The sequence below is a fragment of the Evansella vedderi genome (genome assembly GCF_030813435.1).
Taxonomy (GTDB): domain Bacteria; phylum Bacillota; class Bacilli; order Bacillales; family Salisediminibacteriaceae; genus Evansella; species Evansella vedderi.
The window spans coordinates 28,741-54,092 of record NZ_JAUSUG010000031.1; the positions used below are offsets into that span (position 1 = coordinate 28,741).

Sequence of the window (25,352 nt, forward strand, 5' to 3'; positions counted from 1 at the left end):
ACTAATGATTATCAACAATGTTGGCATACTTGTAGTAAGATATATTTGGCGAGTTAAAAAATGACATTTTTAAAGCTGCCAAGTAATAAACGGGAGCGTGACTATAACATGGCGAAACAAGAAGAATATATTCGTAAACCTGATTGGTTAAAAATAAAGTTGAATACGAATGACTCTTACACAGGCTTAAAGAAAATGATGCGAGAAAAAAATTTACATACGGTATGTGAGGAAGCACGTTGTCCTAATATACATGAGTGTTGGGCAGAAAGAAAAACTGCAACCTTTATGATCCTTGGAGATGTGTGTACACGTGCATGTCGTTTCTGTGCAGTAAATACGGGCTTACCAAATGAATTAGATCGTCAAGAACCGGAAAGAGTAGCAGAATCCGTCAAATTGATGGGTCTTAAGCATACAGTAATTACGGCGGTAGCACGAGATGATTTAAAGGATGGCGGTGCAGAAATCTTTGCAGAAACAGTCCGAGCTATTCGCCGAAGCAATCCTTTTACAACCGTAGAAGTACTTCCTTCGGATATGGGTGGAAAGGAAGAAAATCTAAGAACTTTAATGGATGCAAAGCCTGATATTTTAAACCATAATATTGAAACAGTAAGACGGTTAACACCAAGAGTTCGTGCTCGTGCAACCTATGAAAGATCCTTAGAGTTTTTACGCAGGGCAAAGGAAATGCAGCCGAAAATCCCTACTAAATCCAGTTTAATGATAGGATTAGGAGAGACGAAGGAAGAAATCTTAGAGGTAATGGATGACTTACGTGCAGTGGATGTAGATATCATGACAATCGGCCAATATCTCCAGCCTACAAAAAGTCATTTGCCTATAAAGAAATATTGGCGACCTGAAGAATTCCGTGAGTTTAGAGACATTGCCCTAAGCAAAGGATTTAAACATTGTGAATCGGGTCCACTCGTTCGTTCTTCCTATCATGCAGATGAGCAAGTAGACGCAGCAAAATAATATAAGAGTCTGTTCAAAAAAGGGGAGTTCCCGTTTGACCACGCTTGAATATGTTTAAAACCTTCTTCAATTCCTTGAAGAAGGTTTTTTATCGTATTAAGGCTATTCAGTTAATCCCTTGGCCAATTAGTACGATTACCAGTGTTACTACGGCGGGGGTTATTTCCATTATCCGTTTCCAAACCCCGTTGACGTTCATTGTTACGGTTATTTGAACCTCTATTGATCTGATCAACGTCATCTTGCCCCTGTTCCCCGAAGTCATTATCCATGTGATCATTAAGATCAATGCCAACACCTTGTGGTGACTTTTTAAAGTCTTCAATCGTTGCTTCTAGTGTCTTCATATATTGAGGATCCCTTGATGAAAGACCTTGAAATCGCTGTATGTCTTGGATAAGGGTTGTGTTATTAGAGACATAAACATCGTAAGATCCAGGTACAACAGAGTAAGCTGTCTTTTTAACTTGTGTAGCAGTTAAAGTTTCATCGTCACTATCGGCATCATAAACAATCAAGACATGTTGATCCGTTACTAGGGCAGCTGCTTCATTTATATCTCGAAGGGTTACTACGAGCTTACTTATTGTATCTGCCATTAGAGACCTGTCAAAGATGGCAATATCAGGAGTTGATTGACCTGCATAAGCTGTTTCCTTTGTCTCTTGGCTAAAACCGAAACGGTTATACTGTTCAGAATGACCATTAGCTTCACGATTTATCACAAAATGTCTCTCAGGTTGCTGGTATCCTTCCATTAGATCGAATCGTTGTCCTTCTGGCCCATTGGCATTTAGATTATCGCCACATCCCGTTACCATGAAAATCATACAACTGCTCATGATAAAAAACATATTTCGCAGCTTCATAATTGTACACCTCCTAAGTATAGGATGACCGTTGGAGAAACGGTTTAAGGTGGTAATTTATGGTTTGATAAATTAAATGATATTGAATTTTTCCAAAAAGTATTGCAAGATAGATATAGAAAAGTGAGGTGCCGTAAAATGATACAAGTACAAGGGAACACATATGAACTATTGGAAAATGTACGTGATGGATGGAACGAAGAGGAATTTAAAAATCGCTTTAGCGATGTATTAAATAAATATGATTATATTGTTGGTGATTGGGGCTATGAACAGTTAAGGTTGAAGGGTTTTTTTGAGGACGAGCATCGTAAATCCACATTCGATGCAAAAATTAGCTCTTTGCCAGAATATCTATACGAATATTGTAATTTTGGATGTGCTTATTTTGTTGTTAAAAAGGTGAAAAACCAAAAGAAATCTTCCTGATAATTCAAGGGGAAAAAGACAAGCCAAACGAAACTAATTGGCTTGTCTATTGCTTGGCTAGAAAGGTTTCCCTTTATCTAAACGCTTATCATCGTGCGTTGGATGGTGCCCAGGGTCTTTCCGTTCTAAGTTTTGGTGAAGATTTTTGTTCTCATATGCGAAGGCGCTAATAGCCTGCTGTCCCTCTGTCCATGGTGTACTCTTCCCTAACGGAGGTTCAATAGGTGATCCATAAGGACCATCTGGAGTTACCTCAGGAATAATTTCTTTTCTGTTTTTCTCCACGGCAATAAAGTCAGAATAGAGATGTTCGTCTCTTCTCTCATCTTTTGACTTCAAATAAAACACCTCCTTGTTACATAGTATGTTAAAAGGAGGGAGTGTTCATTGTTGGGAATTTTATCCTATAACTACTATATTACTTCATTTAAAAATTCTCTAAGCTCCTGTCCATCTTCATCATTTAAATTATATGCTTCTTCTAAATAGCCTGGCTCATCTAAGTCATCTTGGCCAATAATTGCAAAACGGTTAGATTGAATATCCAACACTATTTTTTTTCCGTAATATCGTGTAGTTGTCATTATCATTAAATCAAAGCGTTGATTTTCCCCCATAAAGCTAACATAACGTGTCTTCGTTTCTTCCACTTCATCGTATAAGAAAAACCTTTCCGTCATTTAAATCTCTCCTTTGCTTACACTTTAGGTAATTTCAAGATCCGTAAGTATACTTGAATTTCTATTATAGATTTAGTAAAGCTTGGAATTAGTAGTTCTTCATCATGATAACAAAAATTAGTGATTTAATAAATTGGTTTTGTACAAATTGCTGGAATGATGTAAGGAATTTATAGCCATTATGATATACTATTGAAGGACAAAGTAGAAAAAGGTGATAAAAATGTATTTTGTAGATAGAAAATTACTTGAAAAAAGATTGCAATACTTAGAAGGACTTTCAAGAGCTTTTTCTCAACAGGAACATTGGAAAACAACAATAGATAAATTAGCTTTAGAACGAATTACCCACATGACTATTGAAGCTATCATCGATGTAGGGAACCAGCTTATTGATGGTTTTATCATGCGTGACCCAGGTAGCTATGATGATGTTATTGATATTCTTGTGGACGAAAGGGTTATTCCAAAGAGTGATGAAGCCTCATTTAAGGATATCATTGCTTTGAGAAAGAGTTTACTTCAAAACTATACAGATTTAAATTATGATGAAATTTACAAAAATTTTCACAAAGAAATAGAGACAATTGAAAGCTTCCCTGGAAAAGTTAGAACATACATCGAAAATGAATTAGGTCCAGTATCTGCTTTTCTTCCGGATAGGGATAAGTAACTTTTGAAAAAGGCACATAAGTGTGCTTTTTTAGTAGACAAAGTCACACAATGAATATTCGTTGAAAAAAATTAGTACAATTTTTAAACATTTTATTAATAAAATTTACGACTCTTCTCCCATTAGATAAAATAAAGGGGAGAAGGAAGGTGAGGAAGTATGGCGACGAAAACCACCTCAACAAGAGATCTGATTCTTAGCTTACTGAAGAAAAGAAATCAATTAACAGTTTCTGCAATTGCTGTTGTATTGGATATTACGGAAATGGCCGTTAGAAGACACTTGAACACCTTAGAGAGGGACGGCATTATTGAAACAACTTTATTAAGACAAGCAATGGGACGACCAACGAATGTGTATCAGTTGTCTAATGAAGGACAAGAGATGTTTCCAAGGAACTATGGCATGTTAACAGTGGAACTTCTAAAGGATTTAGTGGAAATGGATGGAGTAGAGAAGGTCCAAAAGTTGTTCCAAAAACGAATGGAAAGACAAAAAGAGAGATATGAAAAAAAAATGGTCATCCAGCAATTTGACGATAAGGTTTACGAATTAGCAAGGCTTCAGAGTGAGGAAGGATATATGGCAGAAGTAACGGAAGAAGAGGATGGCAGTTTTACATTTAAAGAATACAATTGCCCTATCGCTGAAGTTGCTAGACAATTCCCATTTATTTGTGAATCGGAATTACAGCTTTTTAAAGAAGTATTACAAACAGAGAACATTGAATGTCAAATGTGTATGGCATCTGGACAGGAGTCCCATTGTAGTTATAAAATTTATAAAACTGATCAGTCAGAGGCTGGGACATAACTAAAGTGTTTAATCGGAAATACGAACAATGCACTACCTTAGGGAAGTATATTTCCGAAGCGGGTAGATTGCACCTACATCTAGTTTGTTCGGATTTCTTATTAGTAAAAATACTTTTGTCCCAGCCTCTTTTTATAAGAGATTCATAAGGGGGAATTCGAATTGCATACATATAAAGGATACTTAATTGACTTAGATGGAACGATGTACAAAGGAGAAGAAAAAATTGATGCAGCATCCAGATTTGTTCATTCGTTAGTGAACAATAACTTACATTATTTATTTGTGACGAATAATTCTTCTAGAACACCAAAACAGGTTGCTGAAAAGTTAAATCAGATGGATATACCAGCTAAACCAGAGCATGTATTTACAACTAGCATGGCAACGGCCAATTATATTGAGGAAAAACTAGGTGCAGATGTAAAAGTGTTTATGATTGGTGAGGAAGGCTTAGAAGAAGCACTGCAATCAAAAGAATTTACCTTTGTTGATGAAGATGCTGATGTGGTAGTAATGGGGATTGATCGAAATATTACCTATGAAAAGCTTGCTAAGGCATGCCTCTCTGTTCGAGGGGGAGCAACGTTTATTTCCACTAATGGAGACGTTGCTTTACCAACGGAAAGGGGTCTAATGCCCGGTAATGGCTCTTTGACATCTGTTGTGGAGGTTTCTACTGGTGTAAAAGCTACATACATTGGAAAACCTGAAGCAATTATAGTGAATCAGGCCCTTGAGGTAATCGGGACTTCCCTTGAGGAAACGGTAATGGTAGGAGATAATTACCAAACAGATATTTTAGCTGGAATTCGTGCTAAAATGGATACAATTATAGTCCATACGGGAGTAACTTTAAAGGAGCATTTAGTAAAAGAAAAAGTTCAACCTACCTGGTCTATTGATTCTTTAGATGATTGGAAATTTTAACAATAAAAAAGTCGCAGAACGGAATTATTCAGCGTTCCGCGACTTTCGTTGTTTTTTACTTCAATGCCTAGTAGAAGTTCAGAGGTCATGGAGTTTTAGTTAAGAACTAATCCTCTTCACCATGGGCTAATCTACTGGAGGCTGCAGCTGCTATGGCCCCTACGATATCATCTAAGAAGGTATGGCAGCCTTGACTTTTGTCATTTAATCTCTGCAAAACACCAGGCTTTTGTTTGTCGATATAGCCATAATTAGTAAAACCAATGGACCCATATACATTTACAATGGATAAAGCGATAACCTCATCCACACCATACAGACCTTCATCACGGTCGATGATTCCTTGTAATGGCTCATCTAACAGTTTCTTTTCTGCAAGACGGTCCAATTGAATTCCAGTCATGATGGCATTTTGTATTTCTCGTTTTTGTAAAACCTTTTCTACATTTTCTATACATAGTTCCATGGTTAAGTTTGGTACATATTTTTCCTGGAGGTAAAAAACTAATTCCGCAATTTCCTCAACGGTTACTCCTCGTTGAATTAACCAATCATAAGCTGTTTTTGTGATAAATTCTTTATTATGCTTCAACTTTCATCACCCTAAATGTTGTCTTTGAAAAAGTATATGTTATTCGTCTATTTTTCGTGAAAAATTGTATTTCTATTCTTTTTTCAGTGTATTTTCCACAATAAGAACAGAAAGTGCAGTTGGGTCATAGACTACATATGATGATATGTGTATGAGGAGGCGGATAAATGTGTTAGAACGTGATATCTATGACCGCTACCGAATTTATCCTGATGAAATAACAAATATTGGAGATGATTACCTTATTTTTTCTGAGGGTGAGGTTTATTTAATAAGGCCAATAGATCAAGGAATCCGGGGGCGATTACAGGAGAAAGTCGCTATGGCCGAATGGCTTCAATATTATGGCGAGAAAGACGTTTGTACTTTTATAAAAAATAAAGAGGGGAAGCGGCAGCTATTGCCAGTGGACGGGAAAGAGACAGTTGTTATGCAAATACCGAAATTAAGTTATAGAGAGTTTCCATCCTATAAAGGTTCTATTGGCAGACGACTGGCACAATTTCACCAAAAAGGTGTCTCCTACTCTAATCAAAAGAAGGAGCGGAAGGAATTTGTTCCTTGGAAAGAAAGATGGGAGAGAAGACTGGATCAATTAGAAAATTGGTATATTCATATCGTGAGGGAGAAAAAGAAAAATAAATTTGATGAAGAGTTTTGTATTACGTATCCTTACTTTATGGGATTAACGGAAAATGCTATTCAATTAATGACGGATGTGTATTTTGATGTTCCCCAAGCTTCTATTAATCCATATCATACGATTTGCCATTTGAGGTTTCAGGAAAGCAGTTGGTTGACGGTGGAAGAGGGTGCACCATCTAGAATAAAAGTCCCGACAGACTTTATATATGATCACTTTACAAGGGATTTAGGAGAGTATGTCCGTCATTTATGGGTGAACTATGGTTGGACGGAGGAATGTAAAAAAGAAATTACAACCTTTTTAAATGATTATGAATCCATGTATAAATTATCCACAGCGGAACAAATCCAACTAATGGCTAGGTTGATGTTTCCAAGTCATTACTTCGATTCTGTGGAAAAATATTATCAAACGTATGATAATAAAGATAAAGAGCAATGTTTAGCCTATTTCAAGCAAACGGAGAAGTATGAAGAATTAATTTTATTTGTGGCAGAACGTTTCCGCAGTAGAAATCAATACCTTGTTGTACCCGAATGGTTATCGGGAAAAAGAAATAAAGTAGCGAGTACAGCTTCCTTTTAAGAGATGGCTGTACTTTATTTTTTGTTAAGCCAGAAAAAAAGCCAAGCTATTTGCTTGGCTTTGAATCCTTAATTAGAATACTTGCTCTAATTCTGTTACACCTGGTACTTCTTCAAGAAGTGCGCGTTCGATACCTGCTTTTAATGTGATTGTAGAACTTGGGCAAGATCCACAAGCTCCCATTAGACGAACTTTAACTACGCCTTCGTCAATACCCACTAATTCAACATCTCCTCCATCACGAAGAAGGAAAGGACGTAATTTATCTAGTACTTCTTGTACTTGTTCTTCCATAGTTGCTTCTGCCATTTGTAACACTCCTTTCTTTACCTTCATTATAATATCCATTTACGAAAAAATCCATGAACTGAACTTGAATTTTACATCTTTATTATGTCAAATATGCAATACCATTAACTTTAGTATGTTTTTAGAACTGTGGTAATATAAAAATAAGGCTTTGCAATGTAAGGGAGAGAATAAAAGATGTCAATTAAAATTACCGTATATGGGGCAGAAGAAAAGTGTGCAAGCTGTATACATTTACCAACTGCCATTGAAACAAAAGAATGGTTAGAAGCGGCCATTAGCCGAAAGTTTCCTGATCGTTCCATAGAATTTGTTTACTGTGACATTGAACAACCGAATTCAGAAGAGGAAAAGATGTTCTCAGAAAAAATATTGGAGGATGAGTACTTTTACCCTTTAGTTGTGTTAAATGGAAAGGTTGTAGGAGAAGGTAATCCAAAACTGACAACTATTTATCAAGCTATTGAGGAAGAAGATGCTTGAGTTGGATGGAGTAACTTACCGAAATTGGCTGAGGGGGTTAGTTTGGGTAACAAAAAACTCGACTAACTTACCGAAAACGGCTGAAGCGGTTGAATTGGGGAACAATTCATCCAAAAAAAATAAAACTACGGACAAAAATCCGTAGTTTTTCCTATGATTACGTATCAATTAATATCCAGAATGATGCTTATACATCCATAAAACACCTGATTTTAATACTCGTGGTACACGGCCAGTTAGAGCTTTTTCTCCCATTAATCCAAATCCGTGTTTTTTCCCTAAGGATCCTAGAACACCTTTAAGTTTAATTTTAGGCATTTCATTTGGGAAGGGTTCACCATGCCATTTTTTTGTTAAAAGCATGGCAATTTGCTCTGCTTGAGATTCCGCAAGCTGTGCACTTGGTGCGTGATTTAATGCTGCACAGTCTCCCACAACAAAGACTTCCTCGTAACCTGGTATTTGATGATGTTTAGTAACCTGAACCCGGCCAATACTATCTTTTTCCACATCTAACTGACGAACAATTTTATTTGCTTGAATTCCGGCGGTCCAGATTATCGCATCGGCTGGTATTGGTTTACCGTGATTATAAAGAACATCCCGTTCTACCTTTGTGATATTTGCTTCATTGATAATTTTCACATCATGTTCGATAAGCCAATCAGTTACATAATTATATAGCTTTGGAGGAAACATAGAGAGAATGTTTTTTCCGCGATCAAATAACATTACATTTAAATCTGGTCTGCTTTCCTTTAGTTCGCTTGCCAACTCAACACCGCTAAGGCCGCCACCGACAATGGCAACTGTACCATGTGGCTTAACACCTTGAAGAACTTGGTAAGTTTTACGTGATCTTCGCATACTTTGAATACTCAATGTATTCTCAGGTGCACCTGGTACACCATGGTAACGATCTTCACACCCTAATCCAATTACTAATTCATCATAATTAAGGTTTTCTCCGGTACCTAAGACAACTTTTTGCTTTTCTAGAATAACTTCGGTAACGGTTTCAAATTTAAGTTCAAGTCGAACATCATTTGGAAAGGAAATTCGTAAATGTTTATCTGCTACAGTACCTGCTGCTAGTGCATAAAATTCTGTTTTTAAACTGTGGTATGGTTCTTTCTCAATTAACGTTATATTTACATCCTTTAAATTGTTTGTTGCTAAAAGCTTTTGAATCACCCTAAGTCCGCCATATCCGCCGCCTAGTATAATTAAGTTCCGCACATGATCAGCCTCCTCTTTTTCATGGTGCGAATTATCAATTAATCAATGGAAAAAGATTATTATATTCTATATCCAAAGTAGTAATATTAAAAACGTCTACAACCATTTTAAATAGTATCAGGTTTCTGTCGAAATAACAATAACTTTCTTGAAATAACAGTATGTTTATAGTGTAATTATGTTGACAAAATAAATCTCGATCATGTAGGATGAATGCTATGTACGTTGACTAACACAGAGGTGATATCAAATGAAACCAATCATTGAGTTTTGTGTTAGCAATTTAGCCAGCGGAACCCAAGCCGTTAAGGAAAAATTAGAACAAGATCCGAACTTGGATGTAATAGAATATGGCTGTTTAAGCTTCTGTGGTCAGTGTGCTAGAAAGAGATTTGCATTAGTAAATGGAGATATTGTCACAGGAGATACAAACGATGAATTGCTAACCAATATATATCAATATTTGGAAGAGAACCCAATGTTTTAATACTATCGGTAAAAACTGCCGATAGTTTTTTGTTGGCCTTTTTCTAATTTTGTCAAATCACATTCCCCTTATGTTACAATATTTTTTAAAAGGACGAGGGAGAGACATTATCGCTTTTAACTTACGCTGGAGTCGCCGCCTTCCTCTTCTCCAAGCTTTTAAAAAAGTAAAATACAAGTAAAGGATGATTAGGTGTGAAACCAATACCCTTTGATCATACGTGGCCATATGAAAAACAAATGGGTGAAATTTATATTGCGGAATGCCCATATTGCAAATCAAGGAATGTATTAACACATATGAAGGAAGAATTATTAGAAAAGGCAAAGGACAAGGTGAAGCAGCGGTTAAATATGCCTTGCTGTCTGCGAACAATGACCATTTTAGAGGCAGATGAAGATTATTTTTGGACGAATGAAAAGCTACGTTAATAAATAAAAGGGAATGGAGCTTGTAATACGATGAAATTTACAAAAATGCATGGACTTGGAAATCAATATATTTTTGTCAATCAATTTGAAGAAAAGTTACTAGAGGAAGAATTAAGGGAACTGGCAATAGAGGTATCTGATATTTTTACAGGGATCGGCTCCGATGGGTTGATACTTATTGGACCATCGGAAACTGCAGATCTGCAAATGAGAGTGTTTAACAAAGATGGGTCAGAGGCCAAAAATTGTGGAAATGGGTTACGCTGTGTAGCTAAGTATGCCTACGATAATGCCCTTGTTTCTTCAAAGGAAATGACCATTGAAACATTAGGGGGAATTGTACAGGCAACAGTGACGGTTAATGATACAACCAATACGGTGGAGTTAGTTACGGTGGATATGGGGGTTCCCCGTTTAAAAGCGGAAGAAATTCCATTGCTAAATTCTTCAAAATCTCCAGCTATTCAAGAGAAGATACAGGTTGATGAAGGAGAATGGTCTATGACTGCCGTATCGATGGGAAACCCCCATGCTGTAATTTATGTAGATGATATAAATGAAGCCCCGTTAACCACTGTTGGACCTGTAATAGAGAAGCATGCTCGTTTTCCAGAAGGAGTAAACGTAGAGTTCGTTGAGCAAATTTCCAAGACAGAGATGCATTTCCGTGTTTGGGAAAGGGGATCCGGTGTAACTCAAGCTTGTGGAACGGGGGCTTGTGCTGCAGTTGTCTCATCCGTGCTAAATGGATTCTCAGAAAAAGGGGAAGAGGTCCTTGTACATTTAGCAGGTGGTGACTTGTACATCACATGGGATAAGGATGATCGTGTTTGGATGAAGGGGCCATGTGAAACTATTTGTGAAGGCGTGTATTATAAAAAATCTGAAAGGAAATAACAAAAGACAAGCCATAGAGCTTGTCTTTTGTTATTTCCTTTAATATTGCTTCACTACATTATAAAATGTATCTCTTTCTACTGGGATTTTATTAGCCCCTTTAATGAGGTGAATTAATTCCTCTCTAGTTAAGCCTTGGGAAGTTAATGCTCCCGCAGCATGTGAGATGCGTTCTTCGATTAATGTACCATGAATGTCAGAGCTTCCAAACGTTAATGCCATTTGAGTTAGCTGAGGTCCAATATTAATCCAATAGGCTTTGATGTGATCAAAGTTATCTAACATTAACCGGCTAATGGCAATTGTTCTTAAATCATCATAGGCAGAAGTGCGGCGTTTTAATCCAGCATTGATACTTTTCGGCTGCATTGCTAATGGGATAAAAACCATATAGCCGTTCGTTCTATCTTGAAGCTGACGTAAACGATCCATATGAATTAAACGTTCCTCTTTTGTCTCAATAGAACCATATAGCATGGTTGCGTGTGTCTTTAAGCCAAGACCATGGGCGATTTCATGTGCTTCTAACCATTGATCTGTTGATGCTTTTTCGGGGCTCATTTTTGCTCGATATCTTTCCGTGAGAATTTCCGCTCCACCACCTGGAATTGTATCAAGTCCTGCTTTTATTAACTCTTCCAATACTTCTTTCATGGAAAGTCCAGATATACGGGAGAAAAACTCAATTTCTGCACCTGTATAGGCTTTAACTGTACATTGAGGATAGTGCTTCTTCAATGTACGAATCGTATCTAAATAGTAATCAAATGGCACTTCGTGGTTGTGTCCACCTACAATGTGAAACTCGCGGATGTTGTCATTCCAACGTTCTTCTACATATTTAAGAAGATCTTCTTCGTTCATTGTATAAGCCCCTTCTTCACCAGGCTTACGCTTAAATCCGCAGAAAGCACAAGATGCTTCACAAACGTTAGTTGGATTAATGTACATGTTTTGGATAAAGTAAACGTTGTTGCCATTTTTCTTATCATTTATTTGATTTGCTAATTGTGCTACGGCTAATAAATCTGGAGTATCGTAAAGTTTAAGTCCATCTTCAATTGTTAACCGTTCCCCATTAATGACCTTGTCTTTTATGTCTTGAAGACTTTGGTCTAATAGAATTGTATCCATTCTTCACCCTCCATAATAGTATGACTAACGAATATCTCCATATTAAAAAAGCTTTCGGGATATTTACTATAGTACTTCTTTATTTAAGATTATCTTTATACGACAAATGGTTCTTTTTCGATGTCGAAACTCTTACTCTATATTACCACCATTTTTACAATTGTGACAAATGGTTCTTCTTAGCAATATGATAGATTAATAGAGGGAAGGGATAAATTAAGTAACAATGGGTAGCCTTCACTTGAAGGTAATATCTTAAAACGATATACTGAGAGTACATCCGAATGGTTTAAAAGGGGTGATAAAATGTTAAAAATCAGTGAAGCTGCAGCATCGCAAATTAAGACGATGATGGAAGAGCAAGAGGGTTCAGTCTTTCTCCGTGTAGGTGTAAAGGGTGGAGGGTGTAGTGGCCTTTCCTATGGGATGGGTTTTGAAACAGAGCCAACAGACAAGGATGTTTCTTTTGAGCAGCATGGTGTTAACGTAGTTGTTGATCCTGAAAGCGCACCGCTTCTAAAAGGGGTAGTAATTGATTATAAACAAAACATGATGGGTGGAGGCTTTACCATCGATAATCCAAATGCCATTGCATCTTGTGGTTGTGGATCATCGTTCCGTACAGCTACAAATGCTGGAACCCCTGAAGATTGTTAAGAACGGCTGATTGGAAATAATGGCGAAACAAAAACGACCTTCCTTTTAAGGAGGTCGTTTTCCACTTCTTCATATTATTAAAATAAAAACAATATATCCAAAAAGTCCTTTAAAACATACTGGAGCTGTGGCCTGGGTGTAATGATGCAGTGGGGTCAATATAGTTTTTCGCATTGTTTATGGCAATGGGGGCTTCACCAAATCCACATGCAATTAGTTTAACTTTTCCTTCATAAGTAGCTATGTCACCAGCTGCATAAATTCCCTTAACGTTCGTCTCCATTTTGGAGTTAACGATAATAGAGTTTTTCTCGATTTCTAGTCCCCATTTTTTTATTGGTCCTAAGTTAGATATAAAACCAAAATTAACAATTAAAGTATCGATATCTAAAGTTTCTGTCTTATCTCCATCTTTTTCTTTAATTTCTACGGATGTAATTTTGTCACCATTACCGTGAAGCTTTGTAATAACATATGGCGTTTTAACATTAATCTTATCTGAGTTCATTAATTGTTCTACACTATGCTCGTGGGCGCGGAATTTATTACGACGGTGAATAATTGTAATCTCTTCAGCAATATCTTCGAGCATTAGTGTCCAGTCAACTGCAGAGTCACCACCACCGGAAAGAAGAACGCGGTTACCAGCAAATTTATTAAGATCACTTACAAAGTAATGTAGGTTTTTCCCTTCGTATTTCTCGGCATCCTCTACTTCTAAACGACGAGGTTGGAATGCCCCGACTCCTGCAGTAATAATTACTGTTTTTGAATAATGCTTTTCCTTATTTGTAGTAAGTGTAAAGATATTATCTTCATTTTTTTCTACTTTCTCTACAGACTGCTCTAAGACGATAGTAGGATCAAATTGACTTGCCTGCTCAACTAAAGCATCAACAAGTTCTTGAGCCCTTACCTTTGGAAAGCCTGCCACGTCATAGATATATTTTTCAGGATATAATGCCGATAATTGTCCTCCTAATTGAGGCATTGCTTCAATAATTTTCACACTCATTTGCCGCATTCCACCATAAAAAGCAGTGAAAATTCCTGCAGGTCCTCCCCCAATAATTGTTACATCATACACTTTTTTTTCTGTAGACAAACCTTACACCTCCACAATGTTTTTGACAATGTACCACCATAATTTATTATAAATGTAAAATGATTTGAAGGAAAGGGTACTTATCGATTTTCTCACGCAAATCGGAAAATTCTTAATATTTAAAGTTATATAAGGTATTTACGTTAATAAAACTGTTTATATTCATTAAATCCCCATAAATAAAATTATTTTAAGAAAAAGTCAGAAAATCGTCAAAAAGTAGTTGAAAAAACTTATTGCTAACCATATGATAAATAGAGATAAAAAATTATATTCTCTGTGTTTATATTAAAAACCCATATTATCTTTCAGGATAACTAAATTTAAACAATTTTTGTGGACCTGTACGGACCTGTACGTGAATTATATCACAAACTTTTTATTTGTACATGGAAAAAAACACATGCTTGATAAATTGTTGAACCGGGGAAAATGAGAATAAGAAATAAAAAATTGGAGTGAGAAACATGAATAGAAAGCCAAAAATAGTCATTTTAGGCGCAGGCTATGGGGGAATTATGACAGCGTCTCGATTACAAAAATCAGGTGCCTATCAGGATGCAGAAATTACGTTAGTGAATAAACACAATTACCACTATCAAACAACATGGCTACATGAACCAGCAGCTGGTACATTACACCATGACCGAACAAGAATGCGAATTGATAGCGTTATCGATACAAATAAAATCCACTTTGTGAAAGAATCCGTAGTGGAAATTAAAAAAGATGAAAAAAAGGTTATTCTTTCTAATGGTGAATTAGAGTATGATTATTTAGTTGTGGGACTTGGTTCAGAGCCAGAGACTTTTGGAATTCCTGGTGTAGAAGAGCATGCTTTTTCCATTCGAAGCGTAAACTCAGTAAGACTTATTCGTGAGCATATTGAATATATGTTTGCAAGCTACAATAACTCAGAAGAGAAACACGATGATGCACTAACATTTATTGTAGCTGGTGCAGGTTTCACAGGAATTGAATTTGTTGGGGAGCTATCTGAGCGTGTACCAGAGCTTTGTGAAGAATATGATATTCCACGTGAGAAAGTAAAGATTTATTCTGTAGAAGCAGCACCGACGGCGTTACCTGGTTTTGATGAAGAGCTTGTTACGTATGCCATGAATTTACTGGAAAGCCGTGGTGTAGAGTTTCTAATTAGCACACCAATTCAAGAAGTAAAAGCAGACGGTGTTATTCTAAATGACGGCTCAGAGATCAAATCACGTACAATCGTATGGACTACAGGAGTTCGAGGAAACTCCATTCTTGATAAGTCTGGGTTTGAAACGATGCGCGGCCGTATTAAGGTAGAAAAAGATCTCCGTGCGCCAGGCCACGATGACATTTTTGTTATAGGTGATTGTGCATTAATTATTAATGAAGAGATCAACCGTCCTTACCCACCGACGGCACAGATTGCTATTCAACAAGCATATACTTGTGCTAATAACTTAAAGGCACTTCTTGCCGGAAAAGAAAAGCTAGAAGAATTTAAACCAGCAATTAAAGGTACTGTTGCCTCACTAGGTGGAAAAGAAGCAATTGGTTTAGTTGGGGATAAAAAATTATTTGGAGCTTCTGCATCAGCAATGAAAAAGGTTATTGATAATAAATACTTGTACCAATTAGGCGGAATGCCACTAGTATTGAAAAAAGGTAAATTTAATATTTTTTAAAATGATTTGAATTAGGCTTAGTCTCTCGGGGGCTAGGTCTTTTTTATATGCAGTATACTTTAATAATTCAACAGGATAAAGTGAAAAAACGTGTAAGTTTTTTTTACATAAAGAAAATTAAAGGAAAACTTATTTGATCGCGCTTACATGAACTAAAAGGACGAAATTTAAAGCTTTTCAACTTTAGAAATAATTGATATATTATCAGAAACTTCAGAATAATGAACTGACAAAAAAGGAGGAGTCCTTGATGGCTCTACGTAAACAGAAATTAAAATCAGGAGATTGCCCATATTGTATAGGGAAAGGCTATTTTCAATTATTATTGGGCGGATCTGAAACTTGCAACAGTTGTAATGGTTCAGGGAGAAAAACAACAAACACATAAAAATGAACAAATAAATTAGTCCTCCCGAAATGGATTGTAACCATTTCGGGAGATTTTTGTTTTAGTGGTATCTAGAATTTTGACATATTTTTATGTTTTCACTACATAAATACGTATTGATCGTTGACCTTTTTTAAAGAATTAAGTACACTTATCATGACCTTATGGGGGTGAACGACATCGATGTTAAATTTACCACAGTTTATAATTGCAATTGTTTTGTACTTCGTCCTTTTCTTTGGTATCGGGTTTATACTTAACATGTTACTAAGGTCTACATGGACTATGGCAATAATATATCCAATTGTAATCTTTTTTATTGTAGATAAATCAGGGTTGTTTGCTTATTTTACTAGACCTGGGGAAGCATTTCCTGCTTTATGGAATAACTTTGTCTCACTAAAAACTGCAGATGTAGTTATTTTAATTGCTGGAATGGTTGGAGCTATGTTATCAGGTATAGCCATTCGCATGCTAAGAAATCGTGGATATCAAATGTTTTAAATTAGAGGGAAACTCAAAAGGTTAAAAAAACACCTTTTGAGTTTCCCTCTTTTTAATTATTTTGCATAATTTCTCTCTCTCTTGGAAAAGATGTCAAGATGAGAGGAGTGGATAATGAAAATGTATCGGTTAAGAAAACCATTGAAGCAAACAATTTTTGTAGTTATGCTTCTTGGTGCAATTTTTACTACCTTCACAGGTATTACAAATGTGGATACGGTGCAGATGAAGGAATGGTTTAATAATCAAGATTCATTTTCAGATAATCAGACTGAAACCTTGTATGGACGAGATCTTTCTTTACGTCAAACTTTTATTCAAGAAAGAAGCTTACCTTCTGTTTTGAAGGAAAATCAGGAAGTAATGTCTTATGAAATATTCGAAGATGAACCTGTTACTTTAGAGGAATCCCGTGATTGGACTAAGTACCCTTCTGTAGAAGTGGTTGCAACAGGTTATACAGCAGGTATTGAATCTACTGGTAAAACAGAGGGACATCCTCAATACGGGATAACTTATTCAGGTGTTAAGGTAAAACGTGACCTATATTCTACGGTAGCTGCAGATCCAGATGTATTTCCTATCGGGACTATTTTGTTTATTCCTGGATATGGATTTGGAGTAGTGGCAGACACAGGATCAGCAATTAAAGGGAATAAAATTGATTTGTACTATGAAACAGTTGATGATGTATATGAGCAGTGGGGTAAAAAATCAGTAGAAGTTTATATAATAGAAGAAGGCAATGGGAATTTGACAGACGAAGATTTACTAAATTTAAATGAAGATGAAGCAGTACAAGCATTCAGAAGACAATTATCCTTTGTAGATGCATCATAACATAAGATGTATTCATAAACTTTGTTGCTTTTATACTAACCTTGGAGAAGCGGAAGGCGCCCGCCTGTAGCGTATCCAAGCAAATTTCCATTCTTAGAAAAGAGTTTAACTTAACTATTAAGGGTGTGTTAAAAGCTTTGAAAATTAGCTTTTAACACACCCTTATTTTTTGATATATTAATGTATTACTGCATGAAGGATTAATGTAAGAATAATTCCTAGCAACCCTCCAAAAAAAACTTCTATTGGTTGATGACCCAAAAGTTCCTTCAATTCCTTCATTTTCTCCTGCTCTTCTTTTTTTGGCCAAGACTTCATTTCCTCCACTAATTTATTAAAATCGAGGACAAGTCGGTTTAACACCGTTGCTTGCTCACCAGCATGTCGACGGATCCCGGTTGCATCAAACATAACGATAATTCCAAAGATGGCGGAAATGGCAAAAAACGGGGAGCCAAGTCCTTCTTCTATTGCAATGGCAGTAGACAAGGCTGTTACTGCCCCAGAGTGGGAGCTTGGCATCCCTCCAGTACTTGTAACAAGACTCCAATCAAACCTTTTTGTAGCAAAATATTGAAGGGGAACTTTAATAAATTGTGCAAATCCAATTGCAAATAACGCTGCCCATAAGGGGAAGTTTGTAAAGAGTTCCATTTACGATTATCCTTTCTAGCTAACTGTCCTATAACTATACATTTACCCGAATGACCAGTTTTATTAATCAGAGTTTTTTCTAGTTTTAGCAAGGTTGATTATATCATAAATAAGGCTTTTTTTTGTAATATTATTGCGTTCAGACTGTATTTTTAGGCTGTTTTCAATCAATATTGGCTTTTTAAAAGCTTGGAGGAGCGGAAAGTGTCTGTAGAGTATCCAAGCAATACTATACTAAACACAAAAAATTGTTGGAATTATTTGATGAACAGTTAGCATTCGGGATGTATAGGGAGTTGATGGTAGGATTTTTCCATGGTTCAAGACTATTTTCCTTTCAGACTGCTATATTGTAAATAATCCCTCAAAATGTCCAGCTATCCCTTTTGAATGAATTTTCCTATTGATATATGATATTTAATAGCCGATGTATTTGAAAATTTTGTTTGTCCTGAAAATAACCGGATCTACATATGGAAAGAGGGTTAGTTTCAATAAAATAAAAGCAAAATTAAATCCTAGTATATCAGGCGGAAAACTAGGATATTATCTTTAAACTGAGGGGTGGGGTACGAGCCTTGAGTGAAATTAAAAAGAATAATATTTTAATTCGTGCTTTAAAAGGCCTCGACAGCTTATTAATTCATTTTGAAAAAATTATTCTTAGCTGGTCAATCATCATTATTTCTGTAATGACCTTCGGAAATGTTGTTTATCGTTCAACAACGGGGCGCAGCTGGCTCTTCGCAGCGGAAGTGAGTGAAATTGCCATTATTATGGCAACGTTTATGGGGATCAGCTATGCTGCAAGAAAAGGCAGACACATCAGTATGTCCGCATTTTTTGATATGGCTCCAAAGAGAGTGAAGAAATTTCTTGCCATCTTTAACCCTTTAGTAACAGCAATTCTACTTTTTATATTGTGTTATTACGCAATTGACTATACTTTAAGTCAAACGAGGGTGACGTCAGCCATGCAGTTACCATATTGGGTAATGGTTATGTTTATGCCGATTGGGTTATTTTTAGGCGGTGTGCAGTTTTTAAGAAATATGTGGGTGAACATTGTTAATGAAGAAGTTTATTTGGCGCAAGAGAAAAAAGATTATGATGAGCAATAAAAAATAAGAAATGAAAGGATTAAACTATGGAATGGATATTCGTAGTAGTAATGGCGCTTTTGCTAATTATGGGATTCCCAATGATGATTCCCTTAATAGCCGGAGCCATGGTTCTAGTGTTTTTCTTTCTTCCTAATCTAGATCCATATATTCTCATTCAACAAATGAGAACAGGAATAGTTCCTTATTCTTTATTAGCAGTACCTTTATTTATATTTGCTGCAGATATAATGTCAACTGGAAAAACTTCAAAAAGATTGGTAGATTTTGTTGGCTCCTTTGTTGGACATTTAAGAGGTGGTTATGCCATCACAACTGCTGCAGCTTGTACATTGTTTGGATCCATTTCCGGGTCCACTCAAGCAACAGTAGTTGCCGTTGGTACACCAATGCGGCAAAGACTTTTGAAAATGGGTTATAAAGACTCCAGCGCTATAGCACTGATTATTAATTCCAGTGATATTGCATTTTTAATTCCCCCAAGTATAGGGATGATTATTTATGCATTAGTAGCAGATGGAGCAAATGTTGGGCAGTTATTTATTGCTGGAATAGGTCCAGGATTGCTTATATTCTTTTTCTTCGCAACTTATGCAGTTATCCATGCAAAAATTTATAACATACCTAAAGTGGAAAAAGCTTCTTGGAGAGAACGTTTTGTATTAACTAGGAAGGCGTTATTACCTTTAGGGTTCCCATTTATTATTGTAGGAGGGATTTATGGGGGTATATTCACTCCGACGGAAGCAGCAGGTATTTCAGTATTATATGCCATTATTTTAGAGGTTTTTATTTTTAGAACAGTCAAATTAACGAATCTTCCTAAAGTTGCCATGTCGAGTGGTCTTGTAACCTCAGCAGTATTTATATTGGTGGCTGCAGGTCAAGCGTTCTCGGTGGCGATAAACCGTGCAAGAATTCCACATACATTGACCGATGCTGTCTTAGGGCCAGATCCATCAGCTTTAACTGTATTGTTTATTGTTGCATTGTTTTTCTTTGTTGGCTGTATGTTTGTGGATCCAATTGTGGTAATTATGATCCTAACCCCGATTTTTGCTCCGGTGGCTATTGATGCTGGAGTAGACCCTGTTCATTTAGGGGTTGTAATTGTATTCCAGGCCGCTTTAGGGTCTGCGACTCCTCCATTTGGAGTGGATATATTTACTGCCAGTGCGGTGTTTAATAAGTCGTATTTGGATGTTATTAGGGGGACACCCCCTTACATTGTTATGTTAGTGATTGTGGGGATATTAGTTATTCTATTTGAGGATATTTCACTTTTCCTACTAAGGTGGATGCAATAGGAGAATGAAATTATTCTTTAAAATAAAAATTCTTTTATGGGGGTAATTGTAAACATGTTTATGAAAAAAGGTTTATTAGCAAGTGCTGCACTAGGCTTAGGTTTAGTATTGTCAGCTTGTGGCGACGATAGTGGTGCTGAATTCCAATGGGATTTCGTTACGGAAGAAGCACCGGGGGATGTGCAGTATGAGTATGCAGTAGAATTTGCAGAGCGTCTGGAAGAAAAGTCTGAAGGAAGAATTGATATCACTGTCTTTGAATATGGTGGTCTTGGAGATGGTGTTGACCAAGCAGAGCAGTTAATGAGAGGTTCAACTCAATTAGGTATCGTTTCTCCTGGTTTTACAGGAACAATGGTGCCGGAAGCAGAGCTTTTTGCTCTACATTTCCTCTTTCCAGATGATATTGCTTTAACACAAGAGATCTTGAACACAAGTGAAGCGTTAAATGTATATTTAAGAGAAAAGTATGAGGAGCACGGAATGTCCCCGTTAGCTTACTTCACTGAAGGTGCAATGCAATGGACTAGTAATAGCCCACTTCAAGCGCCTGAGGATTTTGAAGGGTTCCAAATCCGTGTACAAAACTCACCATTAATTAACACATCATATCAGCAATATGGTGCAGACCCAACAGCAATGGACTGGGGTGAGTTATACTCTGGTTTAGACCAAGGGGTAGTAGAAGGACAAGAGAATCCGATTTTCTTTATTGAATCAGCTGGATTCCATGAAGTACAAGATTATATGACAATTTCTAATCATAATAACTATGTAGCTATGATGGTTGTGAACACTGAATTTTATAATGAGTTACCCTCTGATATCCAAGCGATGCTCGACGAAACTGTAGAAGAAATGCGACAAGTAGGATTTGATTTACAAGAGGAATTAAATGAAGCTGCATTATCTGAAATTGAAAGTAATACAGAAGTACTAACACTTTCTGAAGAACAACGTCAAGCATTCCGTGATTTAGCCATGCCAGTACGAGACTTCTACCGTGAAAATAACGGAGAGGATGCTGCTAGAATTCTAGATTTACTAGAAGAGGAAATCGAAGCAGCACGTAATTAAATACCAGACCTAATCCCGAGGAGTCCCTATCCTCGGGATTTTAAAGTTCAGGGACCCGGTCCCTGAACTTTTTGGTCCCTGAACTTTTTGTGTCTTTTATTGACAGACTAAATAACCAATGATATATTATTTTAGTATTTTAATACTTTAGTAGTTTACTGAGGTAAAGTAAAGTTTCGAAAGATTAGGGGGAGAATAAAATGAATGCAGTGCTTATTGCTGTATTAATCATGTTGATACTAAGTTTACTAAGGATTCACGTAGTTATTGCTCTAGTTAGCGGAGCGATAGTTGGAGGCTTGATAGCAGGTTTTACCGTAGATGAGACATTAAGTTTCTTTGGTGCCGGCCTTGGATCAAATGCTAGTGTTGCATTAAGTTATGCAATGTTAGGGGCTTTTGCAGTCGCCATTAGTTTTACAGGCCTTCCAAACCTAATTGTAAGTAAAGTCGTTTCCTTGGTTGGAAGAGAAGGGGACTCTCAAAAGAGAAAATTATCAAAGGCTTTTTTGTTGCTCGTTATCTTATTAGTATCTATATCATCGCAAAATGTCATCCCTATCCACATTGCTTTTATTCCTATTTTAATACCACCGTTAATTAAAGTGTTTAATGCCCTTTTTATCGATCGTCGTATTTTAGCGGTTATTATGACTTTTGGATTGAAAGCACCCTATATCCTTCTTCCGTTTGGATTTGGACTTATGTTCCATGAAATTATCGAAAGGAATATGAATGAAAGTGGAATGACTATCGAATTAGCCATGATTCCTAAAGCCTTAGCCTTACCTGTCTTAGGAATGGTGATAGGTTTAGTAATTGCAATTTTCTTTAGTTATGGTAAAGAAAGAGAATATATCAACAAGCCTTTGGGAGAAGAAAATCAAGAAAAAGATAATTTTACTTATTCCATACCATCTGTTGTCCTTGGTTTATCTTCTGTTGTAATTGTTCTTATTCTGCAGTATTTAACAAAATCAATGATTTTTAGTGCTTTTATTGGACTAGTTATCTTGTACTTATACTTTGCTTATATGCATTACAAAGGGAATTTCCAACTCTCAGAAACGGAAACTCTCATGACAAATGGAATGAAAATGATGGCGTTTATTGGGTTTGTCATGATTGCTGCAGGTGGGTTTGCGGAAGTCATTAGAGAAACGGGTCATATTGATTTCCTTGTTGAGGCATCTGCTAATATTATAGGTGACAATAAGGCTTTAGCTGCTATTTTAATGCTTCTTGTGGGGCTTCTCATTACAATGGGAATAGGATCTTCATTTTCTACCATTCCGATTATAGCAGTGATTTTTGTACCGTTGGCAGAAGCTATAGGATTTAGTACTATGGCAACGATTGCCTTAATTGGGACAGCAGGTGCCCTTGGAGATGCAGGTTCCCCTGCATCAGATAGTACTTTAGGTCCAACAGCCGGTTTAAATGTAGATGGTCAGCACCATCATATTTGGGATACATGTGTTCCGACTTTTATTCATTTAAATATTCCTTTATTAATTTTCGGCTGGGTAGCTGCGATACTACTTTAGTTTTTTACGAAAGCTATGATTTAATAAATTGTTTATTTTCAAACGAAGGTTGATTGAAGCGAGTGGCTGAAGTGTAAATCAACTTCAAATTTAGCACAGCCAAAAATAGTTTTCGTTTATCGTAGTGTTTATTAAGACATTGGAGTTTTGAACAGACTCTTTATGAATTTAAATCATTCTTGTCTCTTGGAAAATATTTCTCAAAAAATATGAAACTTTTTCCAACCTCATTACGTCTTATATTATGACAAATTTTTTAGGGGGGAAATGGGGATTATTTTTAAGAAGAAAGAGACAAGAAATCGATTATTTTTTGCAGGGATTCTTATTTTATTAACTATTATTGTTTATTTACAAACAGATAACTTCAATGAAAATGAAGTGAAGGCAAAATATTACGAGATAATTTCCGTCGTTGAAAAATTATATGAAAATCATGAATTAGTTAATGGTATGTATTCTAATGGAGACCTTTCGCAAATTGAGGATGTCAGGAATTATCTAGAACCTTATATGACGGAAGTGACTGTTGATAAGGTAATTAATGATTTTTTTCACGAAACAGAAAAACGGCTTGTCTATGCAAGTGAATTTCAAGAATATTTACTTCAGATGAGAGAAACGGATTCTGATTATAATTACTATGAAGTAGTAAAAAACTCTATCTTAAATCCAGGTTTAAAGTTGGTGACAGCGGAGCAGATTTACATAACGAAAGAAAATGATGTAATCACTGCTCAAGTTATGGAAGAGAGTGTTTATTTTTATGATGAAAACATAGAACATTTTCATTATAAAAGGTTGGGTTATCCTCCAGAAGATATTATTACAGTAAATTTTGAGTTTGTTGAGGTTGATGGGGCTATACTGCTCTCTGATTATTATGTGAAAACCTTTAGTGAAGAAGAGTTAAATCAGACATAAAAAAAAGAAGCTGTTATAAAGTGCTAACAGCTTCTTTTTTATTTAGGCCCTTTTCGCATAGATTAGATTGTTGTTCATAAACATATTTTCCACTTGGATACGCTACAGGCGGACCAATTACGCCTAAAGGCACCCCACGTCCTGCTCTGCGATTACTCGACGCAAACTACTCGAGGAAGCGCCTCAGGTCCCGCTTGTGGGCAACGGCGTAATGTCAGCGCCCTGGTTCCGCGGGTAAGGCTTCAGCCTCCTCGGGCAAAAGGAACAAAATTTACGAAAAGAGCCTTTATTTATGCTGATATACTGTTATTTTGGTGACTAGTGGACAATGCTAGTGCCTTCGCAACTCTAGGGCAGATCATCGCTGTAAATATGACTAAAATTATATCCTTAATAAAAAAAGGTGTCATAGATAATGTGATGAGTATAAAAGAAACATCGGATGCACCAGTAACTGTAATTGTATAGAAATATAAATAAGGTACACCGATACCATAATTTAAAGCAAGGCCTACTAAACATGCAATGAAATACGTAAAAAGAGTTGTTTTTTTGGATTTTTCCACTATTAAACCAACAACAAAAGCTAAAACAATAAAGGATAGGATAAATCCGAAGGTTGGAGAAGTTATTACCTGTAATCCACCTTTAAATTGAGCAAATACCGGAGCCCCTAGAAGGCCGATTAATGCATACCCCAACATGGAGAGCGTTCCTACTTTTTTCCCTAATAATACTCCGGCTAATATTGCTACTACTGTTTGGAATGTTAATGGTACACCTCCAATGGTGATCATTGCTGTTAAATTTGCGGCAATTGCCATAAGTGCGATAAACATTGCTGCCTTTGTTAATTCAATAACTTTAAATTTAGAACGGTTTGTTTTTAGTCTAGTCATAAATTAACCTCCTCATTGTTAACTCATTAATTATGGTTGTTAACAATAGGATAGAGTAGACTAAATATAGTTGTCAACGGTTATATATAGATGGTTTACAATCTTTTAGTCCTGACTAATAATTATTGTTAAAAGTTACGTTAGGTAAGATATAAAAAAATAATAAAATAGGATTGACATACTAATAAAAATTCCCTATAATAGATCGAGTCCGACAAAAAACGGATGAGCTTTTAGATAACAAATTAAACTTTTTAAAAAAAGTGTTGCGTTCGATTTGTTATTGTGATATATTAATAAATGTCGCTGTTGAAAAGCAACGAAACCTATTGACCTTTGAAAACTAAACAAAAAGCCAAGCAAAGTGGGATATGAACGTCGTATTTATACGACCGATCAAATATCCCGTCAATGAATTTTTAAATTAGCCAGTTTAACTGGTTTTGATGTCAGAACATCAAGCTCAACACTT

At 36.2% G+C, this 25,352-nt stretch carries 30 protein-coding genes; 20 read left to right on the top strand and 10 right to left on the bottom strand.

Annotated features, from left to right (window positions below):
• Positions 1–60: 60 nt before the first annotated feature.
• Entirely contained in the window at positions 61–984 is a 924-nt protein-coding gene (gene lipA / locus J2S74_RS24865) for a lipoyl synthase (RefSeq protein ID WP_307331659.1), read from the top strand.
• A 110-nt stretch (positions 985–1,094) separates the two neighbouring features.
• On the opposite strand, the gene J2S74_RS24870 is transcribed toward lipA, so the two are convergent.
• Complete coding sequence (locus J2S74_RS24870; protein ID WP_307331662.1) at positions 1,095–1,853, bottom strand: YhcN/YlaJ family sporulation lipoprotein; 759 nt, start codon at positions 1,851–1,853, stop codon at positions 1,095–1,097.
• A gap of 138 nt (positions 1,854–1,991) precedes the next feature.
• Between J2S74_RS24870 and J2S74_RS24875 the strand changes: the two genes are divergently transcribed.
• Complete coding sequence (locus J2S74_RS24875) at positions 1,992–2,282, top strand: YutD family protein (protein ID WP_307331664.1); 291 nt, start codon at positions 1,992–1,994, stop codon at positions 2,280–2,282.
• Positions 2,283–2,339: 57 nt separating this feature from the next.
• Here the strand turns inward: J2S74_RS24875 and J2S74_RS24880 are convergent, their stop codons facing one another.
• Together J2S74_RS24880 and J2S74_RS24885 are read right to left on the bottom strand one after the other, a co-directional pair.
• A complete protein-coding gene (locus tag J2S74_RS24880) occupies positions 2,340–2,630 on the bottom strand; it encodes a hypothetical protein (RefSeq protein ID WP_370876072.1) in 291 nt (96 codons plus the stop codon).
• A gap of 65 nt (positions 2,631–2,695) precedes the next feature.
• Positions 2,696–2,962, bottom strand: coding sequence for a DUF3055 domain-containing protein (locus J2S74_RS24885; protein ID WP_307331671.1), 267 nt, complete (start codon positions 2,960–2,962; stop codon positions 2,696–2,698).
• A 223-nt stretch (positions 2,963–3,185) separates the two neighbouring features.
• Here J2S74_RS24885 and J2S74_RS24890 point away from each other — a divergent pair, with 223 nt between their 5' ends.
• The 3 genes from J2S74_RS24890 to nucF all read left to right on the top strand — a co-directional run bounded on the left by J2S74_RS24890 (position 3,186) and on the right by nucF (position 5,378).
• Positions 3,186–3,635, top strand: coding sequence for a DUF86 domain-containing protein (locus J2S74_RS24890; protein ID WP_307331673.1), 450 nt, complete (start codon positions 3,186–3,188; stop codon positions 3,633–3,635).
• Positions 3,636–3,794: 159 nt separating this feature from the next.
• Positions 3,795–4,448 carry a helix-turn-helix transcriptional regulator gene (locus tag J2S74_RS24895; RefSeq protein WP_307331674.1) on the top strand — a complete coding sequence of 218 codons (654 nt, stop codon included), beginning with the start codon at positions 3,795–3,797 and terminating at the stop codon, positions 4,446–4,448.
• A gap of 162 nt (positions 4,449–4,610) precedes the next feature.
• Positions 4,611–5,378, top strand: coding sequence for a 5' nucleotidase NucF (nucF, locus tag J2S74_RS24900; protein ID WP_307331677.1), 768 nt, complete (start codon positions 4,611–4,613; stop codon positions 5,376–5,378).
• Positions 5,379–5,484: 106 nt separating this feature from the next.
• Here nucF and J2S74_RS24905 read toward each other — a convergent pair whose 3' ends face one another.
• Positions 5,485–5,970, bottom strand: a complete 486-nt coding sequence (locus tag J2S74_RS24905; RefSeq protein ID WP_307331679.1) for a phosphatidylglycerophosphatase A family protein — start codon at positions 5,968–5,970, stop codon at positions 5,485–5,487.
• Between the two features lie 169 nt (positions 5,971–6,139).
• Here J2S74_RS24905 and yutH point away from each other — a divergent pair, with 169 nt between their 5' ends.
• On the top strand, positions 6,140–7,201 hold the full coding sequence (gene yutH / locus J2S74_RS24910) for a spore coat putative kinase YutH (protein WP_307331681.1): 1,062 nt from the start codon (positions 6,140–6,142) through the stop codon (positions 7,199–7,201).
• A 72-nt stretch (positions 7,202–7,273) separates the two neighbouring features.
• Here the strand turns inward: yutH and J2S74_RS24915 are convergent, their stop codons facing one another.
• Complete coding sequence (locus tag J2S74_RS24915) at positions 7,274–7,549, bottom strand: NifU family protein (RefSeq protein ID WP_307331683.1); 276 nt, start codon at positions 7,547–7,549, stop codon at positions 7,274–7,276.
• A gap of 138 nt (positions 7,550–7,687) precedes the next feature.
• Here J2S74_RS24915 and J2S74_RS24920 point away from each other — a divergent pair, with 138 nt between their 5' ends.
• Entirely contained in the window at positions 7,688–7,993 is a 306-nt protein-coding gene (locus tag J2S74_RS24920; protein WP_307331686.1) for a YuzD family protein, read from the top strand.
• Positions 7,994–8,161: 168 nt separating this feature from the next.
• Here the strand turns inward: J2S74_RS24920 and J2S74_RS24925 are convergent, their stop codons facing one another.
• Positions 8,162–9,232, bottom strand: a complete 1,071-nt coding sequence (locus J2S74_RS24925; RefSeq protein ID WP_307331689.1) for an NAD(P)/FAD-dependent oxidoreductase — start codon at positions 9,230–9,232, stop codon at positions 8,162–8,164.
• 250 nt (positions 9,233–9,482) lie between these two features.
• Here J2S74_RS24925 and J2S74_RS24930 point away from each other — a divergent pair, with 250 nt between their 5' ends.
• The 3 genes from J2S74_RS24930 (at position 9,483) to dapF (ending at position 11,047) form a co-directional block, all read left to right on the top strand.
• A complete protein-coding gene (locus tag J2S74_RS24930) occupies positions 9,483–9,719 on the top strand; it encodes a YuzB family protein (RefSeq protein ID WP_307331692.1) in 237 nt (78 codons plus the stop codon).
• A gap of 194 nt (positions 9,720–9,913) precedes the next feature.
• Positions 9,914–10,150 carry a hypothetical protein gene (locus J2S74_RS24935; RefSeq protein WP_307331695.1) on the top strand — a complete coding sequence of 79 codons (237 nt, stop codon included), beginning with the start codon at positions 9,914–9,916 and terminating at the stop codon, positions 10,148–10,150.
• Positions 10,151–10,180: 30 nt separating this feature from the next.
• Positions 10,181–11,047 (top strand): diaminopimelate epimerase, encoded by an 867-nt coding sequence (gene dapF, locus J2S74_RS24940; protein ID WP_307331698.1) that lies wholly within the window; start codon positions 10,181–10,183, stop codon positions 11,045–11,047.
• 39 nt (positions 11,048–11,086) lie between these two features.
• Here dapF and mqnE read toward each other — a convergent pair whose 3' ends face one another.
• Positions 11,087–12,181: an aminofutalosine synthase MqnE gene (gene mqnE / locus J2S74_RS24945; protein WP_307331701.1), complete on the bottom strand. Its 1,095-nt coding sequence runs from the start codon at positions 12,179–12,181 to the stop codon at positions 11,087–11,089.
• Between the two features lie 306 nt (positions 12,182–12,487).
• Between mqnE and J2S74_RS24950 the strand changes: the two genes are divergently transcribed.
• On the top strand, positions 12,488–12,838 hold the full coding sequence (locus J2S74_RS24950) for a HesB/IscA family protein (RefSeq protein ID WP_307331703.1): 351 nt from the start codon (positions 12,488–12,490) through the stop codon (positions 12,836–12,838).
• Between the two features lie 109 nt (positions 12,839–12,947).
• Here J2S74_RS24950 and J2S74_RS24955 read toward each other — a convergent pair whose 3' ends face one another.
• Positions 12,948–13,943 (bottom strand): NAD(P)/FAD-dependent oxidoreductase, encoded by a 996-nt coding sequence (locus J2S74_RS24955; protein WP_307331705.1) that lies wholly within the window; start codon positions 13,941–13,943, stop codon positions 12,948–12,950.
• A gap of 467 nt (positions 13,944–14,410) precedes the next feature.
• On the opposite strand from J2S74_RS24955, the gene J2S74_RS24960 reads away from it, so the two are divergent.
• From J2S74_RS24960 to spsC, 4 genes are all read left to right on the top strand, one after another.
• On the top strand, positions 14,411–15,619 hold the full coding sequence (locus J2S74_RS24960) for an NAD(P)/FAD-dependent oxidoreductase (RefSeq protein WP_307331709.1): 1,209 nt from the start codon (positions 14,411–14,413) through the stop codon (positions 15,617–15,619).
• 250 nt (positions 15,620–15,869) lie between these two features.
• A complete protein-coding gene (locus J2S74_RS24965) occupies positions 15,870–16,007 on the top strand; it encodes a YuiA family protein (protein WP_307331712.1) in 138 nt (45 codons plus the stop codon).
• Positions 16,008–16,190: 183 nt separating this feature from the next.
• Positions 16,191–16,511 carry a YuiB family protein gene (locus J2S74_RS24970; RefSeq protein WP_307331715.1) on the top strand — a complete coding sequence of 107 codons (321 nt, stop codon included), beginning with the start codon at positions 16,191–16,193 and terminating at the stop codon, positions 16,509–16,511.
• 120 nt (positions 16,512–16,631) lie between these two features.
• Positions 16,632–17,351 carry a stationary phase survival protein SpsC gene (gene spsC, locus J2S74_RS24975; RefSeq protein WP_307331718.1) on the top strand — a complete coding sequence of 240 codons (720 nt, stop codon included), beginning with the start codon at positions 16,632–16,634 and terminating at the stop codon, positions 17,349–17,351.
• Between the two features lie 177 nt (positions 17,352–17,528).
• On the opposite strand, the gene J2S74_RS24980 is transcribed toward spsC, so the two are convergent.
• Positions 17,529–18,005, bottom strand: coding sequence for a divergent PAP2 family protein (locus tag J2S74_RS24980; protein WP_307331720.1), 477 nt, complete (start codon positions 18,003–18,005; stop codon positions 17,529–17,531).
• Between the two features lie 578 nt (positions 18,006–18,583).
• On the opposite strand from J2S74_RS24980, the gene J2S74_RS24985 reads away from it, so the two are divergent.
• From J2S74_RS24985 to J2S74_RS25005, 5 genes are all read left to right on the top strand, one after another.
• A complete protein-coding gene (locus J2S74_RS24985) occupies positions 18,584–19,126 on the top strand; it encodes a TRAP transporter small permease (RefSeq protein WP_307331725.1) in 543 nt (180 codons plus the stop codon).
• Positions 19,127–19,152: 26 nt separating this feature from the next.
• A complete protein-coding gene (locus tag J2S74_RS24990) occupies positions 19,153–20,433 on the top strand; it encodes a TRAP transporter large permease (protein ID WP_307331729.1) in 1,281 nt (426 codons plus the stop codon).
• Positions 20,434–20,487: 54 nt separating this feature from the next.
• A complete protein-coding gene (locus J2S74_RS24995; RefSeq protein ID WP_307331731.1) occupies positions 20,488–21,510 on the top strand; it encodes a DctP family TRAP transporter solute-binding subunit in 1,023 nt (340 codons plus the stop codon).
• A 200-nt stretch (positions 21,511–21,710) separates the two neighbouring features.
• Positions 21,711–23,057: a Na+/H+ antiporter family protein gene (locus J2S74_RS25000; RefSeq protein ID WP_307331733.1), complete on the top strand. Its 1,347-nt coding sequence runs from the start codon at positions 21,711–21,713 to the stop codon at positions 23,055–23,057.
• A 267-nt stretch (positions 23,058–23,324) separates the two neighbouring features.
• A complete protein-coding gene (locus J2S74_RS25005) occupies positions 23,325–23,981 on the top strand; it encodes a hypothetical protein (protein WP_307331735.1) in 657 nt (218 codons plus the stop codon).
• A 290-nt stretch (positions 23,982–24,271) separates the two neighbouring features.
• Here J2S74_RS25005 and J2S74_RS25010 read toward each other — a convergent pair whose 3' ends face one another.
• Entirely contained in the window at positions 24,272–24,880 is a 609-nt protein-coding gene (locus J2S74_RS25010; RefSeq protein WP_307331737.1) for a biotin transporter BioY, read from the bottom strand.
• Positions 24,881–25,352: the final 472 nt, after the last annotated feature.

Coding starts and splice junctions, on each gene's coding strand:
- J2S74_RS24995 (WP_307331731.1), top strand. CDS start 20,488: ATGTTTATGAAAAAAGGTTTATTAGCAAGTGCTGCACTAGGCTTAGGT.
- dapF (WP_307331698.1), top strand. CDS start 10,181: ATGAAATTTACAAAAATGCATGGACTTGGAAATCAATATATTTTTGTC.
- J2S74_RS25010 (WP_307331737.1), bottom strand. CDS start 24,880: ATGACTAGACTAAAAACAAACCGTTCTAAATTTAAAGTTATTGAATTA.
- J2S74_RS24870 (WP_307331662.1), bottom strand. CDS start 1,853: ATGAAGCTGCGAAATATGTTTTTTATCATGAGCAGTTGTATGATTTTC.
- J2S74_RS24915 (WP_307331683.1), bottom strand. CDS start 7,549: ATGGATATTATAATGAAGGTAAAGAAAGGAGTGTTACAAATGGCAGAA.
- J2S74_RS24990 (WP_307331729.1), top strand. CDS start 19,153: ATGGAATGGATATTCGTAGTAGTAATGGCGCTTTTGCTAATTATGGGA.
- mqnE (WP_307331701.1), bottom strand. CDS start 12,181: ATGGATACAATTCTATTAGACCAAAGTCTTCAAGACATAAAAGACAAG.
- J2S74_RS24890 (WP_307331673.1), top strand. CDS start 3,186: ATGTATTTTGTAGATAGAAAATTACTTGAAAAAAGATTGCAATACTTA.
- J2S74_RS25000 (WP_307331733.1), top strand. CDS start 21,711: ATGAATGCAGTGCTTATTGCTGTATTAATCATGTTGATACTAAGTTTA.
- J2S74_RS24965 (WP_307331712.1), top strand. CDS start 15,870: ATGGCTCTACGTAAACAGAAATTAAAATCAGGAGATTGCCCATATTGT.
- lipA (WP_307331659.1), top strand. CDS start 61: ATGACATTTTTAAAGCTGCCAAGTAATAAACGGGAGCGTGACTATAAC.
- J2S74_RS24980 (WP_307331720.1), bottom strand. CDS start 18,005: ATGGAACTCTTTACAAACTTCCCCTTATGGGCAGCGTTATTTGCAATT.
- J2S74_RS24950 (WP_307331703.1), top strand. CDS start 12,488: ATGTTAAAAATCAGTGAAGCTGCAGCATCGCAAATTAAGACGATGATG.
- J2S74_RS24970 (WP_307331715.1), top strand. CDS start 16,191: ATGTTAAATTTACCACAGTTTATAATTGCAATTGTTTTGTACTTCGTC.
- J2S74_RS24920 (WP_307331686.1), top strand. CDS start 7,688: ATGTCAATTAAAATTACCGTATATGGGGCAGAAGAAAAGTGTGCAAGC.
- J2S74_RS24930 (WP_307331692.1), top strand. CDS start 9,483: ATGAAACCAATCATTGAGTTTTGTGTTAGCAATTTAGCCAGCGGAACC.
- J2S74_RS24875 (WP_307331664.1), top strand. CDS start 1,992: ATGATACAAGTACAAGGGAACACATATGAACTATTGGAAAATGTACGT.
- spsC (WP_307331718.1), top strand. CDS start 16,632: ATGTATCGGTTAAGAAAACCATTGAAGCAAACAATTTTTGTAGTTATG.
- J2S74_RS25005 (WP_307331735.1), top strand. CDS start 23,325: ATGGGGATTATTTTTAAGAAGAAAGAGACAAGAAATCGATTATTTTTT.
- J2S74_RS24895 (WP_307331674.1), top strand. CDS start 3,795: ATGGCGACGAAAACCACCTCAACAAGAGATCTGATTCTTAGCTTACTG.
- J2S74_RS24885 (WP_307331671.1), bottom strand. CDS start 2,962: ATGACGGAAAGGTTTTTCTTATACGATGAAGTGGAAGAAACGAAGACA.
- J2S74_RS24960 (WP_307331709.1), top strand. CDS start 14,411: ATGAATAGAAAGCCAAAAATAGTCATTTTAGGCGCAGGCTATGGGGGA.